This is a genomic window from Propioniciclava coleopterorum (assembly GCF_011393335.1).
Classification (GTDB): domain Bacteria; phylum Actinomycetota; class Actinomycetes; order Propionibacteriales; family Propionibacteriaceae; genus Propioniciclava; species Propioniciclava coleopterorum.
The window spans coordinates 1,471,066-1,488,777 of sequence record NZ_CP049865.1 but is presented as its reverse complement, the minus strand read 5'-3'; the positions used below and the strand labels follow the sequence as shown (position 1 = coordinate 1,488,777).

The window sequence follows — 17,712 nt, the reverse complement described above, 5'->3', positions numbered from 1 at the left end:
AACCGACACCGGTGGGGGGCGGAATGTGACGGGTTCAGACCATCCCGGCCTGGAAGGCGATCACGACGAGCTGCGGCCGGTCGCGGGCGCCGAGCTTGAGCAGGATGTGGCTCACGTGGGTGCGGGCGGTCGCCTTGGAGATGAACAGCCGCTGCGCGATCTCGTCGTTGTTGAGCCCCTCGCCGATCAGCCCGAGCACCTCGCGCTCGCGTTCGGTGAGGTCGCCCAGCCCCGGGTGCGGGGTGGACGGCCGCCGACGCCCCGGGGTGAAGGTCGCGATGACGCGGCGGGTCACGGTGGGGGACAGCAGCGACTCCCCGGCCGCCGCGGCGTGGATGCCGCGCACGATGTCGTCGGGGTCGGCGTCCTTGATGAGGAACCCGGCGGCGCCCGACTCGAGGGCGGCGAAGACGTACTCGTCCAGCTCGAACGTGGTGAGCATGACCACGCGGGTGCCGGTCAGGTCGGCGTCCTCGCTGAGGGTGCGCAGCGCGGTCAGCCCGTCGACGCCGGGCATCCGGATGTCCATGAGCACCACGTCGGGGCGCTCGCGGCGCACGGCGGCGATCCCCTCCTCGCCGTCGGAGGCCTCGCCCACCACGGTCATCCCGGGCTCGGAGGCGATCAGGGCGCGCAGCCCCATGCGGACCAGCGGCTGGTCGTCGACCAGCAGGACGCGGATGTCGGGGTCGGTCATGCGGTCTCCTGGTCGGTGGGGAGCGTGGCGGCGACCACGAAGCGGCCGCCCTCCCGCGAGGCGCGGAACGTGCCCCCGAGGGCGGTGGCGCGCTCCCGCATGCCGCGCAGCCCGCCGCCCTCGCTGAGCGGGGCGTCGGCGGCGGCGTCCGGGGAGAGGTCGTTGACGATGCGCAGGTCCAGCCCCGTCGGTCCGCGCTCCACCCGCACGGAGACGGCGCGGCCCGGCGCGTGCCGGACGGCGTTGGTCAGGGACTCCTGGACGATGCGGTAGGCGGCGGCCTGCTCGGCGGCGCCCAGCCCGTCGGCGTCCGGGAGCGGGGCGAGGTCGACGGTCACGCCGCTCGCCCGCACGTCGGCCACGAGGCGCGCGACGGCCGCCAGCGTCGGGGTGGGGGCGCGCGGCACGTCCTCGTCGCCGCGGAACACGCCGAGCGTGTGCCGCAGTTCGGCGAGGGCGTCCTTCGACGCGCCGCGGATCGCCTCCAGCGACGCGCGGGCCTGGCCCGGGTCGGCGTCCAGGACGCGGAGGGCGACCGCGGACTGCAGCGAGATCATCGACAGGGAGTGCCCGACCACGTCGTGGATCTCGCGCGCCAGGCGCAGCCGCTCGTCCGAGGCGGCCCGCTCGAGGGCGTCGGCGCGCTCGCGGGCCGCGGCCTGGCGGCGCGACGCGACCACCGACACCGCCAGCGCGGGCAGCAGCGCCCACACGGTGCCGGTGACGACGCCGCGCCAGGTGTTGAGGTCGCCGGTGCCCAGCGCCTCGCGCGTCCAGTCGGGGGACCACAGGGCCAGCGGGACCAGCGCCAGGAAGGGTGCCGCGGACCGCAGCCCGGAGCGGGCCACCAGCAGGGCCGCCCCGACGCTCGCCGGCACGAACATGCCGAAGCCGGGACCACCGGTGAGCCCGTAGAGCACCAGCCCGGCGCACACCATCGTGAACCCGAGCCGGGGACGGACGCGCAGGAGCAGCAGGCCGGCCGCCGCGACCCAGATCCCCCCGGTGAGCAGGAGCGGCAGCGGCTCGGTGTCGGGCGGCCCGATGGTGGGGCGCTGATGCGGCATCCCGAGGTCGATGCGCGTGGCCAGCTTCGCGGTGGCGCCCATCGTGACGACGGACGCCGCCGCCGCGACGAGGTGTCCGATCCAGGCGCGCATGCGACGAGCCTACGGGTCGGGGCGGCCGCGCGGATCGGCCCGCGCGCCTACGCCGAGCGACGTAGGGCGGGGCTCCGCACCCGGCAATCCGGAGGCGGCGCGCGGCCGTCCAGCACCACGGCGGGAAGCGGCCTACGTCAGCGGGCTGAGCCTGGCGTACGTTCAGGCGCGTATCCGGCGCCGGAGCGGATTCAGCCCTGGTCCCGATGGCTGCGAGACGCCGACCGCGTTCGATGGAACCCATGATGACCACGTTGATCCCGCTCCACATGGGCGGCCATGGATTCTTCTTCCCGATGCTGTTCCCGCTCCTTCTGCTGGGGCTGCTGCTGTTCGTGCTGGTGCGCAAGGGCCGGCTCGGCCCGGTCCGGTTCGCCCCCGGACGCCCCGGCCATCCCGGCCACCCCGGCTTCGGGCGGCCGTCCGCCGAGGACGAGGCGCTGGCCCGCCTGGCCGAGCGCCTGGCCAACGGCGACATCACGCCCGAGGAGTACCTGGAGCGCAGCTCCGTCCTGCGGGGCTCGCAGCCCCACGGCCCCAACGGCCCGACCGGCACCGCCGGGTCCACCGGGAAGGAGTGAGCCATGTTCCTGATCGCCCTGCTGCTCTTCCTGTTCGTGCTCTCCCAAGTGGGACGCCTCGGCCCCTTCGAGTGGGCCGGACGCCGCCGCCCCGTGGCGGCGCACTACACGCCGGCCTTCGCCGGACCGCCGCCCGCCTCGGCGCCGGCGCCCGGCCAGGTCCCGGCGTCGGTCCCCGCCCCCTGGGGCCCGCCGGCCGGCTGGTCCGTCCCGCAGGATCCCGAGCGCATCCTGGCGCACCGGCTCGCCGAGGGTGACCTCACCCCCGACGAGTACCTCGAGCGGCTGAGCATGCTGCAGAGCCGCTGATCCGACCCATCCGACCCCGCGCGCCCACCGGCGCGCGGGGTCCCTGCCGTCCCGGCGCGGGTTGGCGGTGATGCCTGCCAACGGGCGTCTGCGGTGTGGTGCTGAGGGGAGTGCGCCTCCGGTCAGCGCAGCAGGCCGCCCAGGAAGGCGGCGTCCAGGGAGTAGTTCTTCGCGTCGGCCAGGAGCTTGTCGTTCTTGCGGCGCAGCCCGTGGGTGTGGGTGAAGCTGGCGAGCTCGTCGAGGCGCTCGACGATGACCGCCAGCAGTTCGGGCACGGAGGCGTCGGAGCCGTAGGCGTCCAGCATGAGCTGGATGCGGACGAGCAGGTCGATCGAGATGGTGGGGGAGTCGGGGTTGTCCGACCGCATCAGCGGGACCGTGCGGTAGGCGTAGTAGGCCAGATCCCACAGCCGCGGCCCCGGGGCGGCGAAGTCCCAGTCGATGACGCCCACGAGTTCCCGGTCGCGGAAGACCATGTTGTAGGGCGCGAAGTCGTTGTGGCAGATCACCTCGTGGGGCTGCCGGGGGACGCCGCGCCAGGTCGCCTCGGGGTCCTCGTAGTCGGCGGTGGCGTCGTGCAGCGCCCGCAGGAACCGGGCGCCGTCGCGCAGGACGGCCTCGTCGTAGACCCAGTCGGGCAGCGGGTAGATCGGGACCTTCCCCTTCAGGTAGGACAGCGCCTCGCGGCCGTCCTTGGTCCAGCCCTGCGGCTCGGGGACCCAGTCGAGCCCCCGGTCGCGCAGGTGCGCCAGAAGGCGCTGGATGGTCGGCGTCCACGGCCCCGCCTCGCGGAGAACCTGGTCGCCGAGGCGCGAGACCGGCGTCATGTTGCCGCCCTCGAGGGGCTTCTCCGGCTTCGGCTTCTCGGGCTTGGCCATGGGGCACAGCCTACCGAGGAGGCGCCGGGCCGCGCGTCCGTACGGCCACGAAGCCGCCGGCGGCCGCTCAGGAGGCCAGGGCGCGGCCCAGCATCGCCTCGAGGCGGGCGGTGGCCGCGGCCATCGCGGCGGCGTCCGGGATCTTCTCCCAGGTGAGGTTCACCGGCGTGCCCGAGCGGGTGGGTGCGAGCGCGGTGGCGGCGAGCCGGCTGTCGTCGGGCAGGCGCCACCGGACGACGGGCGTGCGGGCCTGCAGGTTGCTGCGCGCGGGTTCGCCCACCTCCCCGGCGACCGCCGCGACGAGCGTCGCGAGGGCGTCGAGCCGCTCGCCGGGCAGGGTGCGGGTGCGGGACACCGCGAACGTCCCGTCGGCGCGCTGCCCGGGCAGCCGCCCCTGGCAGGCCTGCTCGAAGTCCACGGTGATCCCCTGGGCCCACCAGCCGTCGACGCCGTGCTCCTCGACGAGGTGCGCGGCGATGCGGCCGTGGTCCCAGTCGAGAGCGCCGGCGTCGGTGAGCAGCGCGCGCCACTCCTCGTGCGTCCTTCCGGTCGCGGCACGCAGGGCCTCCGGGCCCGCCCCGTCCCGCTGGGCTCGCACCATGGCGTCGCTCCTTCCCTCAGGCGTGCAGGACGCCGTGCGGCTCGTCGGCCCGGAAGGTGGCCGTCTCGATCTGAATCGTCGCATGCTCGAAGCAGACGGGGAAGTGTTCGCGCAGGCAGGAATGGGCGTCGGCGAGCAGCGTCGGCACGGCGCCGGAGCGGAACGCCTCCTCGGCCACGACGAGGTGCGCGCTGACGACGGGCAGCCCGGTACCGATCGTGGACGCGTGCAGGTCGTGGACGGCCTCGACCCCGCCGAGCTCGGCGAGATGCTCGCGGACCTGTTCCAGGTCGACGCCCGCCGGGGCGGCCTCCATCAGCACCGCGAACGTCTCCCGCATGATCCGGAACGCGCGCGGCACGATCAGCGCGGCGATGAACAGGCCGGCCAGCGCGTCGGCCCGCTGGAAGCCCGTCGTGGCGATCACCACGGCGGCCGCGATGACGCCCAGCGAGCCCAGCGCGTCGTTCAGCACCTCCAGGAAGGCGGCGCGCATGTTGAGGTTCGCGTCCCGGTGGCCGGCCAGGATCGCGATCGCGACCAGGTTGGCGACCAGGCCGAGGACGCCGAAGGCGAGCAGTTCCCCGGCGGGTACCTCGGGCGGCGCGAACAGGCGCCGGACCCCCTCGACGGCGGTGTAGAGCCCCACGGCCAGCAGGACGGTCGCTTGCCCCAGGGCGGCGAGGACCTCGACGCGCGCGAACCCCCACGTGCGCCGGGAGGTGGCCGGCCGGAGCATCAGCGTCGCCGCGACGAGGGCCACGAGCAGGCCGGACGCATCGGTGAGCGCGTGGGCGGTGTCGGTGAGCAGCGCCAGCGAGCCGGTGACGATGCTGCCGACGAACTGGATCACCACCAGCGCCGCGGTGATCCCGAACGCGATCGCGAGCCGGGTCCGGTTGCCGCCGTGGCGGTGGTCGTGGCTCATGACGCGTCCCCGATCGCCCCGTCGTCGTGGTGGGTGCGCAGCGACGGGCCGATCCCGGTGCCCGCGACGAAGGCCTCGGTGGCGCCCAGCAGGTCGGCGAGCAGCGCGGGTGCCGCCAGGGAGAACCAGGACGACCGCCCCTGCGGCCGCACCGCGACCAGCCCGCAGTCGCGCAGGCACGCCAGGTGCTGGCTGACCGTCGACTGCGCCAGGCCGAGGTGCTCCACCAGGTCCCGGACGCGATGCTCGCCCCCGAGAGGTGGGTCAGGATCGCCAGCCGGGTCGGTTCGGACAGCGCGTGGAACAGCGTGGCGACCTCGGGCTGGGGGCCGGTGATCGTGGGCTCGGCGTCCAGGGCGCTCGGATTCGACATGAGGCGATGATATCGCCGAAAACCGATGAATCAAACGCATGCAATCTGTCAACACCCGTTGCGGGTATCGCTACTGTGCCCTCAGCGCCCCACCAGGACGAACTGAAGCAAAGGAGCTCCAGTGACCGGCATTCCGCTCATCATCGCCTTCGTCGTCGCCATCGCGGCGATGATCCTCGCCATCTCGAAGCTGAAGATCCATCCCTTCCTGTCGATCATGGCGATCTCGCTGATCTTCGGGCTGGTGGGCGGCATCCCGCTCATCGACGCCAAGGTCGGCGACAAGACGATCCCCGGCATCGCCACGGTGATCGGGCAGGGCTTCTCCGGGACCTTCACCTCGATCGGCATCGTCATCATCCTCGGCGCCCTGATCGGCATGATCCTGGAGGTCACGGGGGCGGCGTTCAAGATGGCCGACGCCATCGTGAAGCTCGTCGGCGCCAAGCGTCCGGTGCTCGCCATCGAGCTGATGGGCTGGGTCGTCTCGATCCCGGTGTTCTGCGACTCGGGCTTCGTCATCCTCAACCCGATCCGCAAGGCGCTCGCCCGGCGCACCGGGGCGTCCTCGGTCGCCATGACCGTCGCGCTGTCGGCCGGCCTCTACACCTCGCACGTCTTCATCCCGCCGACGCCCGGCCCGATCGCCGCTGCCAACACTCTCGGCGTGGGCGACCACCTCCTGCTCGTCATCGGGCTCGGTGCGCTCGTGTCCATCCCGTCGCTGATCGTCGCCTACCTGTTCGCGCAGTGGGTGGGACGCCGGGTGTCCTCGTCGGAGGACGAGGAGAACCTCGACGCCGACATCGAGGCCGGCTACGAGCAGCTGCGCGCGTCCTACGGCAAGCTGCCCAGCACCTGGCTGTCGTTCGCGCCGATCATCGTGCCGATCCTGGCCATGGCGCTGGGCTCCCTGGCCACCATGCTGAAGTGGACCGGCTTCGGCGCCGAACTCGCCAAGTTCTTCGGGACGCCGATCATCGCCCTGGGCCTCGGCACCCTCATCGCGGTGGCGGTCCTGGCCGTCACCAACCGGATGGGCGAGTTCTACGAGGTGACCAACGAGACGCTCAAGGTCGTCGGCCCGATCCTGTTCATCACGGCGGCCGGCGGCGTCCTGGGCAAGGTCATCGCGAGCACCGACATCGTCACGTTCATCACCTCCAACGCCACCGCGATGGCGTCGGTGGGGCTGTTCTTCCCGTTCCTGCTCTCGGCGATCCTCAAGACGGCGCAGGGGTCCTCGACCGTCGCGCTGGTCACGACGGCCGGCATCGTCGCGCCGCTGCTGCCCGCGCTGGGCCTGGCAACCCCCGTGGAGATCGCGCTCGCAGTCATGGCCATCGCCGCCGGCGCGATGACGGTGTCGCACGCCAACGACTCCTACTTCTGGGTCGTGACCAACTTCGGCGGCATGACGCCGCAGCAGGGCTACCGCACCCAGACCCTCGTCACGCTCCTCATGGGCGTCACGTCGATCGTGTTCATCTGGCTGCTGTCGCTGGTGCTGTAGGGCGCCACCGGCCCGTCCCGCGCGACGCGAACGTCCGTGACAACGCCTCGCCGGCGCGCCGCCCGTGGGTGGGCGGCGCGTCCTGGACTACCTGCGGCGGCGGCGGACGATCGCGATCACGGTGACGAGGACGATGATCAGGGCGAGGATGCCCAGGACCACCGTCAGATCGAGGCCGCCTTCGTTCATGATCGGCTCCTGTCGGGGTGTGGCTGCGGTCGGGCTGCCGATCCTAACGCTGTTCGGCACCCGGCTCGAGGGCGCGCAGCCACCGCGACAGCAGCCTGGCCAGCGCTTCCCGGTCGTCCGGCGGCAGCGCTGCGACCAGTCGCTCCTCGTTGGCGACGTGGCGGGCGACCACGGCGTCCACCGTGGCCAGGCCTTCGGGGGTGAGGCGGACGTGACGGCCGCGGCCGTCGGTCTCGCGGACCTGCCGGGCGATCAGCCCCCGGGCCTCCAGCCGGTCCAGCCGCTTGCTCGTCGCGCCGGTCGTGACCATGGTGTGGGCGGCGAGCTGACCCGGGGTGAGCAGGTAGGGCGCGCCGGCCCGGCGCAGCGTGGCGAGCACGTCGAAGTCCCCGTCGCCCAGGCCCGCGTCGGCGAACACGGGCCGCAACTCGGCCTCCAGCAGTGAGGCCAGCCGGTGCAGTCGGCCGACGACCAGCATCGGGGAGGGATCGAGGTCGGGGCGCTCGCGGCGCCACTGCTCGACGATGCGATCCACAGCGTCCATGGGGCCAGCCTAGGCGATTCCTTCCATGGAAGGTATGGTTTCCTTCCGTGGAAGCCAAACGGGTCACCTGGCGCGACATCGCGCTGACGGCGTTCGCCCCCATCGCCTGGGCGACCACCTACGCGATCACCCAGCTCTGGCTGCCGCCGGGGCGGCCGCTGTTCTCGGCCATGATCCGCTGCCTGCCCGTGGGCCTGATCCTGCTGCTGTGGGTCCGCCGCCTGCCCACCGGAGACTGGTGGTGGAAGGCGGCGCTGCTCGGCGTCCTCAACTTCGGCGGCTTCTTCGCCCTGCTGTTCGTGGGCGCCTACCGCCTGCCGGGCGGGTTGGCGTCCACGCTGCAGGCCACGGGCCCGCTCGCCATCATGCTGCTGGCCTGGCTGCTGCTGCGCGAGTCGCCCCGGCGGGCGGCCATCCTGGGTGGGCTGCTCGGGCTCGTGGGCGTCGCGGTGCTGGTGCTGCGGGCCGGATTCGTGGTGGACGCCGTGGGTGTCCTCGCCGCGATCGCGTCCGTGCTGGTGACCTCGACCGGCTTCGTCCTGGTGAAGCGCTGGACGCCCCCGGTCGATCTGCTCACCCTCACCGCCTGGCAGCTCGTCGCGGGCGGGCTGTTCCTGCTGCCGCTCGCCCTGGCGATCGAGGGGCCGCCGCCCGTGCTGACCCCCGCCGCGGCGGGGTCGTACGTCTGGCTCGCGCTGGTGGCGACCCTGCTGGCCTACCTGTGCTGGTTCCGCGGCCTGCGCCTGTTGCCCGCCGCCGCGGTCGGGACGCTCGGCCTGCTCAACCCGCTCACCGCCACCCTGCTGGGCGTCGTGCTGGTGGGGGAGAACTTCGGCCCCTTCCAGGCGCTGGGAACCGCGCTGGTGCTCGCCGGCGTCCTGCTGGGCCAACCCGCCGTGATGGACGCCGCCCGCGCGGCCTGGCGGCGCCGCGCCCGCTGACAGGTCGCTCCCTCCGCGCACACCAGTCCGCCGTGCCCGCCGAGCCCCGTGCCCGCTGCGCCCCGTGCCCGCTGCGCCCCGTGCCCGTCGCGCCCGTGCCCGCGGCGGCTCCCGCCGCACTCGCTGATGAGTGTCGTTCCTGTGCCACTGGTCGCGGATCCTCGCCCGCCGGATCGCCGTGACAAGGCCCGATGCCAACCGGGCTTCGCACTCGGGGCACCAGAACGACACCCGGGACGTGCCGGCTGCCCCTGCGTCCCCACGTCTTGTCGGAGCCGCTCGCTAGGGTCCCGCCCATGGAACCCTCCGCACCCCCGGACCAACCCACCGCGCCGCGCACCTGGGTGCTGGTGGCCTCGCTCGAGCACGCCCGGCGCGGCGTGGACGGCGGCTTCGTGATGGCCAACCACGGCAAGCGCGCCCCGCTGGCACGCATGGCGGTGGGCGACCGCGTCGTCGTCTACTCGCCCACCACGACCTACCCGAACGGCGAACCCTTGAAGGCGCTCACGATCGTCGGGGAGGTCACCGGCGAGGCGCCCGAGCCGTCGCCGGTCATCCCCGGCGGCTTCCGTCGCGCGGCGCGGCTGCGCGTGATCGACCCGATCCCGCTCGCCGACGTGCGCCACCTGATCCCGACCTCGAAGCTGCGGTTCGGCTTCTTCGAACTGGACGCCGAGGCCGCGGCCGCCCTAGGGGAGTTCCCCGGCGTCAGCGGATGAACCCGCCCTCGGTGTTGATGACCTGACCGGTGATCCAGCGGCCGTCGTCGCCGACCAGGAACGCGATCAGGCGCGCCGGGTCGTCCGGCTCGCCCCACCGGCCGAACGGGAAGCTGTCCTTCAGGCGCTCCCGGAGGGCGGCGTCGACGTAGGAGTCGGAGTCGACGGGGCCGGGGTTGACGCAGTTCACCGTGATGCCGCGCGGCGCGAGCTCGTGCGCGATCGTCGGGGTGATGCCGGCGAGCGCCGCCTTCGCGGCGGCGTAGCAGACCTCGTCGGGCATCGGCCCGAGCTGCTGGCCCGAGGTGAGGAAGACGATCCGGCCGCCGGGGCGGCCGTCGTGCTGCGCGGCCACCTCCTTGGCCAGCAGCAGCGCGCTGCGGGCGTTCACCGCCCAGTGCCCATCCAGCATCGCCGCCGTCGAGGCGAGCAGCGGGCCGTCGCCGCCGGAGCGCGCGTGGTTGGCCACCAGGGCGTCCACGTGCCCGAGCCGCTCCCGGGCGAACGCGACGACGCGCGCGGGGGCGTCCGGGTCGGCCAGGTCGGCGCTCAGGTCGACGACGCGGCGTCCCGGCAGCAGCTGGGCCTCGATGCCGGCGACCACCGCGGCGACGTCGTCCCCGCCCCACGGCAGCCCCTCGTCGTGGGGCGCGTAGTGGGTCAGCGCGAGGTCGAAGCCCAGGGCGGCGAGCCGCGAGGCGATCGCGAAGCCGATGCCGCCGCGCCGGGAGACCCCCGTGACGAGGGCGACGCGGCGCTCGGTCAGTGGTGTGCTCATGCGGCCATCCTCCCGCATCGCCCGACCCCGGTCGGACCCGGGTTCCGGCCGCGGGCTGAGGGCCGCCAGCGGCGTCCCACCTAGACTGGCGACCATGCGTGAGGGCGATCTGGTCGGGGGCGGTACCGCCTGCACGCGCGCCTGGGGCGCGGCGGCATGGGCCAGGTGTTCCGGGCGACCGACGAGCGGCTGCGCCGCGAGGTCGCCATCAAGGTGGTCGATCTCAGCCAGAGCCTCGACACGTCCGTCGGCCAGCGCTTCCACCGGGAGGCGCTCGCCACCGCACGGCTCAACCACCGCGGCATCGTCACGATCTTCGACGCCGACACCGACGGACGCCTCGCCTACCTCGTCATGGAACTGCTGCCCGGGCGCACGCTGGCCGACATCCTGCGGCAGGACGGGCCGCTGCCCGAACGCCGCGCGGTGGCGCTGGCCCGGCGCGTCGCCGACGCCCTGGTCGCGACGCACGCGATCGGGGTGGTGCACCGCGACATCAAGCCCGCCAACATCATGGTCGATGGCGACTCGGTCAAGCTGCTGGACTTCGGCATCGCGCTGGCCCAGAAGGACGCCGAGGTCAACCTGACGGCCCCGGCGACCACGCTGGGGACCGCCGCCTACATGTCCCCGGAGCAGGCCCAGGGTCTGCGGGCGACCGCCGCGTCCGACGTCTACGCGCTCGGCGGCGTCCTCATGGCCATGCTCACCGGGAAGCCGCCCTTCGCCGGCGACAACGCCATCCAGGTGGCGAACCGGCACCTCACCGAGCCCGTCCCCGACGTGCGGGCGCGCCGCCCCGAGGTGTCGGCGACCGTGGCCGACCTCGTCACGCGCATGCTCGCCAAGGACGCCACGGCACGGCCGACCGGCGCGCTGGTCTCCACGGCGCTCGCGCACCTCGAGACGAACCCGGGAGCCGACGCCACGACCGTGCTGCCGGCCGCCGCGGCCGCCGCGGCCGCGATCCCCGCCGCGGCGGCGTCCGTGCAGCCGGACCCCACCGCGGTGCTCCCCGCGACCACGCGCGCCGAGCCGGTGGGCGTCCCGCACGCGACCCGGATCCAGCCGGTCCCGATCCAGTCCGACGCGGGCACGCCCCGCCCCGCGGTGCAGCCCACCACGGTGCTGCCGGCCGCGACGCGCGTGCTGCCCGCGGGCGCCGAAGAGGCGATGCCGGGCGCGTACGCGTTCGCCGGTGACGGGGGTGAGCCCCCAGCGCCCGCCGCGCCGGATTCGCGCCCGACCCCGGGGGCCGGGGCGGCGCGCCCGACCCGAGGCGGTTCCGGACGGCCGCCGCCTGGATCGCCGTCCTGATCGCGGCCGTGCTCGTCTTCGCCATCATGTGGGCGATCGGCAACCAGGTGGTGGCGCCGGTCGCCGCGACCCCCAGTGCCTCGCCGACCTCGGCGACCCGATCGCCGAGCGCCAAGCCGACCACGACGACCGCCGCGCCCAAGACGACCGCCCCGAAGACCACGGCGCCCAGGACCACCGCCCCCACGACGACCCCGCGGACCACCTCGCCAGTCGACCAGGCCACCTCCGCGATCGGCTCGGCGGCCAAGAAGGCCGCGATCGCCAGCGCGGTCAAGGGGGTGGACGCCGCCTTCTCGGCGCTGCAGGGCGACGACTCGCCGCCCGTCATCAAGCTGCAGCAGCAGTGGCAGTCGGCGTCGGCCGACATCACGGCGGGGAAGAAGCCCAGCCAGGCGCTGGAGAAGTTCGCCGGTCAGGTCGACGACGCCGAGTCCAAGGGCGACCTCACGTTCTTCGAGGCCCAGACGCTCAAGTTCGCGCTCTCCGGAGTCCGCGCGGCCCTGTAGCGCGGCGGCGTCCGGCGGGCCAGGCCGGCGGGGGCGGCGTCCGGGCCGGGACCGCGCGGACGCGGTGAGGGCGCCGCCGCCCCCAGCACCCCGCGCGCTGGGTAGGTTGGCAGCATGACGATCTCCGCCGACAACCCGCTCGCCGAACGCTCCCCGCTGCCCTACCAGCTTCCGGACTTCGCCGCGCTGACGCCCGAGCACTACCGGGAGGCGATGGTCGCCGCCATGGAGCGGCAGCGCGCCGCGCTGGCCGACGTGGCCGCCGATGCCGAGCCCGCCACGGTGGAGAACGTGCTGCACCGCTACGAGGCGTCCTCGGAACTGCTCGACCGCGCGATGCTGGCGTTCCACGCGGTCTGGCTGTCCTACTCCTCGCCCGAGTTGGACGCTCTGAACGAGGAGTTCAGCCCGAAGTTCGCCCAGCACAGCGACGCGATCCTGCTCGACCGGGCGTTGTTCGACCGGTTCACCGAGCTCGCCACCCGCGCCGAGGCCCGCGAGGTCGAGCTCGACCCGCAGGACGCCTGGCTGCTGGCGGAGACCATCCGGTCGTTCACCCGCGCGGGCGTCGCGCTGGATGAGGCCGACCAGGAGAAGCTGCGCGCCCTCAACACCCGCCTGGCCGAGCTCGGTACGAAGTTCCAGCAGGCCAACCGCGACGGGCGCGTCGCGGGCGCGGTCGTCGTCACCGACCGCGCCGAACTCGACGGGCTCACCGACGAGGAGATCGACACCCTCGCGACCGAGGACGGCTCGTGGCGGATCGAGCTGGTGAACACCACGCAGCAGCCGCTGATGGCGAAGCTGCGCCGCCGCGACCTGCGGCGCCGGCTCTTCGAGGCGTCGGTGAACCGCGGGCTCGCGGGCGAGCACGACGTGCGCGGCATCATCGTCGAGATCGCCCGCCTCCGGGCCGAGAAGGCCGCGCTGCTCGGCTACGACAGCTACGCCGCCCTCTCGATCGAGTCGGGCTGCGCCAAGACCACCGACGCCGTGAACGCGCTGATGGAGCCGCTCGGCCGCGCGGCGAAGGCGCAGGCCGCCCGGGACGCCGAGGACTTCGCCGCCCGCTTCGCCGAGCTCGAGCCCGGCGCCGAGTTCGCCCCCTGGGACTGGGAGTACGTCGCCGAGATCGTGCGGGGCGAGCGCTACGGGATCAGCGACGAGGAGCTCGCGCCGCACCTGGACGTCCACAAGGTGCTGGACGCCGTCTACGCCGCCGCGCACGACCTGTACGGCATCACGTTCACGCCGCGCCCGGACCTCGTGGGTCACACCCCCGACGCCGACGTGTACGAGGTGCACAACGAGGACGGCAGCCCCATCGGCCTGTTCCTGATGGACTTCTGGGCCCGCCCCACCAAGCAGGGCGGCGCGTGGATGACGCCGGTGGTGAACCAGACCACCGTGTTCAAGCAACTCCCCGTCGTCACGAACAACTGCAACTACACGCAGGCGACGACCACGATCAGCTGGGACGGCGTCCGCACGATGTTCCACGAGTTCGGCCACGCCCTGCACGGGTTGTTCGCGGACTCGAAGTACCCCTCGCGGTCGGGCACGTCGACCCCGCGCGACTTCGTGGAGTTCCCCTCCCAGGTCAACGAGCACTGGTTCGAGCAGCCGGGACGCGTCGTGCCGGCCGAACTCCTGGCCAAGCTGACCGAGGCGGCCTCGTTCAACCAGGGCTTCAGCACGCTGGAGGTCATGGCGGCGACCCTGCTCGACCAGGCCTGGCACCAGACCCCGCTGGAGGCGCTGCCCGCGTCCGCCGAGGAGGTCGAGGACTTCGAGGCCCGTGCCCTGGCCCGCTGGGGCGTCGACTCCGACCTGGTGCCGCCGCGCTACCGGTCGGCCTACTTCAACCACATCTGGGGCTCGGGCTACGCCGCGGGCTACTACGGCTACACGTGGTCGCAGGTCATGGACGCCGACGCGGTGGCCTGGTTCGACGAGGTCGGCGGCGGGACGCGCGCCAACGGCGACCACTTCCGCCGCACCCTGCTCGCCCCGGGCGGCTCGGTCGACCCGCTGGAGACCTACCGCAGCTTCCGCGGGCGCGACCCGGAGGTCGGCCCGCTGCTGGACCGCCTCGGCCTCGAGATCTGACCCCGGCGCGGCGGTCCGTGCGACCGCCGCCGGGGATCGGCTCAGGGCAGCTGCATGGGGCGCACGGGGGCCCGCGTGGCGAGCTGCTCGGGCGTCAGGGAGGTGCCCGCGGCGTCCGTGCAGGAGCCGGCGACCAGCAGGAGGCAGTTGTACGCGGCGAGCGTCCACTCGTGGCCGCGCTGATCCACGTGGATCGGATGCTGCCCCGCCAACTGCTCCACGACGTTGCGGGCGTGCAGCCCGTTGAACGCCCAGCTGATGGCGTTCACGTCGACGTCCTGGTGGGGACGCAGGTCGTAGGCGTCCAGCAGCGCGTGGTAGAGCGGCACGTGCAGCACCAGCAACTCCTCGCGGTAGGCCCCCATCGCGTTGCGCACCGGTGGGTAGTCCGGCCACAGGGTCTGCAACGCCTCGGCCACGCGGATCGTCTTGGACGCCGCGGCCTCCTTGTAGGACTCGTCGATGAAGAACCGGATGAGCGCCCCGAGCGGCCCGCGGGCCTTCTCCATGAGGCGGGGGCCCAAAGGCGAGGCGGGGTCGCTGAAGCGCGCGGGCCGCATGATGTAGTTGACGACGTCGGTGTACCAGTCGGACGCCAGCGGCCAGCGGCGCAGCATCTGGTGCTGGCTCATGCCGAGCACGGTCTCGATGAAGGGCTGGTGCCCGAGCGCGCTGGAGAGCAGACGCGGCACCGAGTAGCGGCCGTCGTCGCCGGGGAAGGCGTCGTCGAGCAGCCGGTCGGCGAGGTAACTCGACGCCTCGGACAGCATGTACTGGGTGACGGGGTTCTGGGGCCCGTTCGCGCCCTGCTTGGAGGAGATCGTCGTCAGGACGGGGCGCAGGTCCTCGATGACGATGTGACCGCGCAGGCGCATCTGACCGCCACCGCGGTCCTGAATCCAGATGGGGACCTCGTCCCCGGGCTGCCCCTCGATGACCCGTTCCACAGGAACATTCTGCCGGATCTGGACCGAATCGCTCCCTGAAATCCTGAATTACGTAGTCAGAACCATTTGGTCAGCATTCAATGACGTTGACGGCCAGCCCGCCCAACGCCGTTTCCTTGTACTTGGCCTGCATGTCGCGCCCCGTGTCGCGCATGGTCTTGATGACGTTGTCGAGGCTCACGATGTGCGAGCCGTCGCCGCGCAACGCTGTCCGGGCGGCGGCGACCGCCTTCACCGAAGCGATGGCGTTGCGCTCGATGCACGGGATTTGAACCAGGCCGCCGACCGGGTCGCAGGTGAGGCCGAGGTTGTGCTCCATGCCGATCTCGGCGGCGTTTTCGACCTGCTCGGGGGTGCCGCCCAGGACGGCGGCCAGCCCGGCCGCCGCCATCGAGCATGCCGACCCCACCTCGCCCTGGCACCCCACCTCGGCGCCGGAGATCGACGCTGTGTTCTTGAAGATCATCCCGATCGCGGACGCCGTGAGCAGGAACCGGGCCACGCCCTTCTCGTCGGCGCCGGGCACGAAGTTCCAGTAGTAGTGCAGCACCGCGGGGATGATGCCGGCCGCGCCGTTCGTCGGGGCGGTCACGACCCGGCCGCCGGCCGCGTTCTCCTCGTTCACGGCGAGCGCGTAAAACGTGATCCAGTCCAGGCCGCGCAGGGGGTCGCTGGTGTTGCTGCCCTCGCTGACGAGCTTGGCGTGCAGCGCGGGAGCGCGGCGCAGCACCCGGAGCCCGCCCGGGAGACGCCCCTCCGTTTCGGCGCCGTGCTGTACGCACTCCTGCATCACCGACCAGATCCGCGCCAGCCCCGCCTTGATCTCGGCGTCGGGGCGCAGCGCCCGCTCGTTCTCCAGCGCGACCTGGCCGATGGACAGCCCGGTGCGGTGGCAGATCTCCATGAGGTCGGCGGCCGTGTGGTACGGGTGCGGCATCGACACGTCGTCGGGAACGACGGGGTCGGACGCCGCGGCGTCCCCGGCGACGACGAAGCCGCCGCCCACGGAGTAGTAGGTGGAGGACTCCACGACGCCCCCGCGGCGTCGAAGGCGGTGAGCACCATCCCGTTGGGGTGCGTGGGCAGTTCGATCGAGCCGTCGAGGATGAGGTCGGAGCCGGGGTCGAACGCGATCGAGCGGCGTCCGGCCAGATCGAGGGTGTGGTCGGCGTAGGCGGCACGCACCTTGCCGGCGACCTCGCGCGGGTCGACGGTCTCGGGCCGCTCGCCGAGCAGGCCGAGGATCACCGCGTTGTCGGTGCCGTGCCCGCGCCCGGTGGCCCCCAGCGATCCGTACAGGTCGCAGCGCACCCGGGCCACGGCGTCCAGGCGCTCGCCCAGTTCGTCGAGGAACATGCCCGCCGCCCGCATCGGGCCGACGGTGTGCGACGAGGACGGGCCGATCCCGATGGAGAAGAGATCGAACACGCTGAGAGCCATACACCGAGCGTAGTCGGGGAGTGCGTCCGTGGCACGCCGGTCGGGGGGTTCCCCTGCGCCGCCGGGTGGACGCCGATCGGGCCCCCGAGCCGATGTGGAATGTCGGGGTGAACGAGCAGGCTTGAGCCATGATCTTCCTCACCTCGATCCTCGTCCTTCTGACCGTCTCCCTCGTCGTCGCGATGGCCATCACCCCGCTGCTGGCCGACTCCTGACACCCTCCCTCGAGCGCCGCACCCTTGTCCTCCGTAGGGGGACTTGAATGCAACCGGTTTCCCCGCAGGTCTGTGTTTTTCTGTGTAACGGTGTGTTCATCTTCATAACGATGTTGGAGAACGCCGTTGTGCTCCGTTAGTCTGCTTGCGCCAGACGAGGCGTCATCTCTGTGACCCCTCCGCCCGGAGCCGCCCCCCACACGACAGGGTCGCGTCCCGACCGGAGGTGCAAGCCCCCTGGTGCCGGTTCGACTGACTGTCAAAGGGGAGCCTTGAGTGCTCGAAGTGTGAAGCACGGGGGTGCGAAGCGGTTGAGGAGCGTCCTCGCCGCGATCGTGTCGTTCGTGCTGGCGGCAGGCGTGATGGTGGCGGGTTCCGCCCCGGTCGCGCACGCCGCGCCAGGGGATCTGGAGGTGAGTGACCCACGAGGGGCGTGACCAGCCGGTCACGCCCCTCGTGGCGTCCGGAGGTAGTCGCCGGAGGGCCGCCTCCGGAGGGGCTGTGTCCGGCGGGTCGCACGCTGGCGCACGCGGGTGCCCGTGAGACCGGGCGCACCCTCGACGCCCACCGGCGCCGCGATTAGGTTGGGCGCATGACGCTGACGCTCGGCATGGTGACCATCGATTCGTCCGACCCCGCACCGCTGGCGGCGTGGTGGTCCGAGCGCCTCGGAGCGCCGATCAGCCAGGAGAACGAGGGCTGGTTCTACGTCATCGACGCGACGCCGCTGCTGGCCGTCCAGAAGGTCGACGACCCGACCCCCGGCAAGAACCGGGTCCACCTGGACCTGAACGCGCCCGACCTGGACGCCGCCCGCGACGAGCTCATGGCCGCCGGTGCGACCCTGGTCGCGGAGCGGGGCGACGCGTCGTTCCGCTGGATCACGCTGGCCGACCCCCAGGGCAACCAGTTCTGCATCGCCCAGCATTGAGGCGTGGCCTCGGAGCCGGCCGAAGCCGGG

Annotated in this window: 18 protein-coding genes and 1 pseudogene; 9 read left to right on the top strand and 10 right to left on the bottom strand. The window is 72.9% G+C overall.

The window, feature by feature from the left end; genetic code table 11:
• Positions 1-34: 34 nt before the first annotated feature.
• Both G7070_RS07185 and G7070_RS07180 read right to left on the bottom strand, forming a co-directional pair.
• Positions 35-697, bottom strand: a complete 663-nt coding sequence (locus tag G7070_RS07185) for a response regulator (protein ID WP_166233123.1) — start codon at positions 695-697, stop codon at positions 35-37.
• Positions 694-1,857: a sensor histidine kinase gene (locus tag G7070_RS07180; RefSeq protein ID WP_166233121.1), complete on the bottom strand. Its 1,164-nt coding sequence runs from the start codon at positions 1,855-1,857 to the stop codon at positions 694-696. The genes G7070_RS07185 and G7070_RS07180 overlap by 4 nt, the downstream gene beginning before the upstream one ends.
• 245 nt (positions 1,858-2,102) lie before the next feature.
• On the opposite strand from G7070_RS07180, the gene G7070_RS07175 reads away from it, so the two are divergent.
• Together G7070_RS07175 and G7070_RS07170 are read left to right on the top strand one after the other, a co-directional pair.
• A complete protein-coding gene (locus G7070_RS07175; protein WP_206080001.1) occupies positions 2,103-2,438 on the top strand; it encodes an SHOCT domain-containing protein in 336 nt (111 codons plus the stop codon).
• 3 nt (positions 2,439-2,441) lie between these two features.
• Entirely contained in the window at positions 2,442-2,747 is a 306-nt protein-coding gene (locus G7070_RS07170) for an SHOCT domain-containing protein (protein ID WP_166233118.1), read from the top strand.
• A 122-nt stretch (positions 2,748-2,869) separates the two neighbouring features.
• On the opposite strand, the gene G7070_RS07165 is transcribed toward G7070_RS07170, so the two are convergent.
• The 4 genes from G7070_RS07165 to G7070_RS19545 form a co-directional block, all read right to left on the bottom strand.
• Complete coding sequence (locus G7070_RS07165) at positions 2,870-3,625, bottom strand: phosphotransferase (protein WP_166233116.1); 756 nt, start codon at positions 3,623-3,625, stop codon at positions 2,870-2,872.
• 67 nt (positions 3,626-3,692) lie between these two features.
• Positions 3,693-4,226: a hypothetical protein gene (locus G7070_RS07160; protein WP_166233114.1), complete on the bottom strand. Its 534-nt coding sequence runs from the start codon at positions 4,224-4,226 to the stop codon at positions 3,693-3,695.
• 16 nt (positions 4,227-4,242) lie between these two features.
• Positions 4,243-5,154, bottom strand: coding sequence for a cation diffusion facilitator family transporter (locus tag G7070_RS07155; RefSeq protein ID WP_166233112.1), 912 nt, complete (start codon positions 5,152-5,154; stop codon positions 4,243-4,245).
• Positions 5,151-5,381 (bottom strand): ArsR/SmtB family transcription factor, encoded by a 231-nt coding sequence (locus G7070_RS19545; protein WP_348981488.1) that lies wholly within the window; start codon positions 5,379-5,381, stop codon positions 5,151-5,153. Before G7070_RS19545 ends, G7070_RS07155 begins: the two co-directional genes overlap by 4 nt.
• Before the next feature lie 267 nt (positions 5,382-5,648).
• Here G7070_RS19545 and G7070_RS07145 point away from each other — a divergent pair, with 267 nt between their 5' ends.
• Positions 5,649-7,040, top strand: a complete 1,392-nt coding sequence (locus G7070_RS07145) for a GntP family permease (protein ID WP_166233110.1) — start codon at positions 5,649-5,651, stop codon at positions 7,038-7,040.
• A gap of 232 nt (positions 7,041-7,272) precedes the next feature.
• On the opposite strand, the gene G7070_RS07140 is transcribed toward G7070_RS07145, so the two are convergent.
• Entirely contained in the window at positions 7,273-7,773 is a 501-nt protein-coding gene (locus tag G7070_RS07140; RefSeq protein WP_166233108.1) for a MarR family winged helix-turn-helix transcriptional regulator, read from the bottom strand.
• 47 nt (positions 7,774-7,820) lie between these two features.
• Here G7070_RS07140 and G7070_RS07135 point away from each other — a divergent pair, with 47 nt between their 5' ends.
• Both G7070_RS07135 and G7070_RS07130 read left to right on the top strand, forming a co-directional pair.
• Positions 7,821-8,714: an EamA family transporter gene (locus tag G7070_RS07135; protein ID WP_166233106.1), complete on the top strand. Its 894-nt coding sequence runs from the start codon at positions 7,821-7,823 to the stop codon at positions 8,712-8,714.
• Positions 8,715-9,010: 296 nt separating this feature from the next.
• Positions 9,011-9,436 carry an EVE domain-containing protein gene (locus G7070_RS07130; RefSeq protein WP_166233104.1) on the top strand — a complete coding sequence of 142 codons (426 nt, stop codon included), beginning with the start codon at positions 9,011-9,013 and terminating at the stop codon, positions 9,434-9,436.
• Here G7070_RS07130 and G7070_RS07125 read toward each other — a convergent pair.
• Positions 9,426-10,214 (bottom strand): SDR family oxidoreductase, encoded by a 789-nt coding sequence (locus G7070_RS07125; RefSeq protein ID WP_246227465.1) that lies wholly within the window; start codon positions 10,212-10,214, stop codon positions 9,426-9,428. The genes G7070_RS07130 and G7070_RS07125 overlap by 11 nt on opposite strands.
• Before the next feature lie 129 nt (positions 10,215-10,343).
• Here G7070_RS07125 and G7070_RS07120 point away from each other — a divergent pair, with 129 nt between their 5' ends.
• The 3 genes from G7070_RS07120 to G7070_RS07110 all read left to right on the top strand — a co-directional run bounded on the left by G7070_RS07120 (position 10,344) and on the right by G7070_RS07110 (position 14,149).
• Positions 10,344-11,531 carry a serine/threonine-protein kinase gene (locus G7070_RS07120; protein WP_431977936.1) on the top strand — a complete coding sequence of 396 codons (1,188 nt, stop codon included), beginning with the start codon at positions 10,344-10,346 and terminating at the stop codon, positions 11,529-11,531.
• Positions 11,532-11,539: 8 nt separating this feature from the next.
• Complete coding sequence (locus G7070_RS07115) at positions 11,540-12,040, top strand: hypothetical protein (protein ID WP_166233098.1); 501 nt, start codon at positions 11,540-11,542, stop codon at positions 12,038-12,040.
• A gap of 114 nt (positions 12,041-12,154) precedes the next feature.
• On the top strand, positions 12,155-14,149 hold the full coding sequence (locus G7070_RS07110; protein WP_166233096.1) for a M3 family metallopeptidase: 1,995 nt from the start codon (positions 12,155-12,157) through the stop codon (positions 14,147-14,149).
• A 41-nt stretch (positions 14,150-14,190) separates the two neighbouring features.
• Here G7070_RS07110 and G7070_RS07105 read toward each other — a convergent pair whose 3' ends face one another.
• Together G7070_RS07105 and G7070_RS07100 are read right to left on the bottom strand one after the other, a co-directional pair.
• Positions 14,191-15,096, bottom strand: a complete 906-nt coding sequence (locus G7070_RS07105; RefSeq protein WP_166233094.1) for a hypothetical protein — start codon at positions 15,094-15,096, stop codon at positions 14,191-14,193.
• A 70-nt stretch (positions 15,097-15,166) separates the two neighbouring features.
• Positions 15,167-16,536 (bottom strand): annotated as a pseudogene (locus G7070_RS07100) (L-serine ammonia-lyase).
• An 807-nt stretch (positions 16,537-17,343) separates the two neighbouring features.
• Here G7070_RS07100 and G7070_RS07095 point away from each other — a divergent pair.
• Positions 17,344-17,682: a VOC family protein gene (locus G7070_RS07095; protein ID WP_166233092.1), complete on the top strand. Its 339-nt coding sequence runs from the start codon at positions 17,344-17,346 to the stop codon at positions 17,680-17,682.
• Positions 17,683-17,712 lie beyond the last annotated feature (30 nt).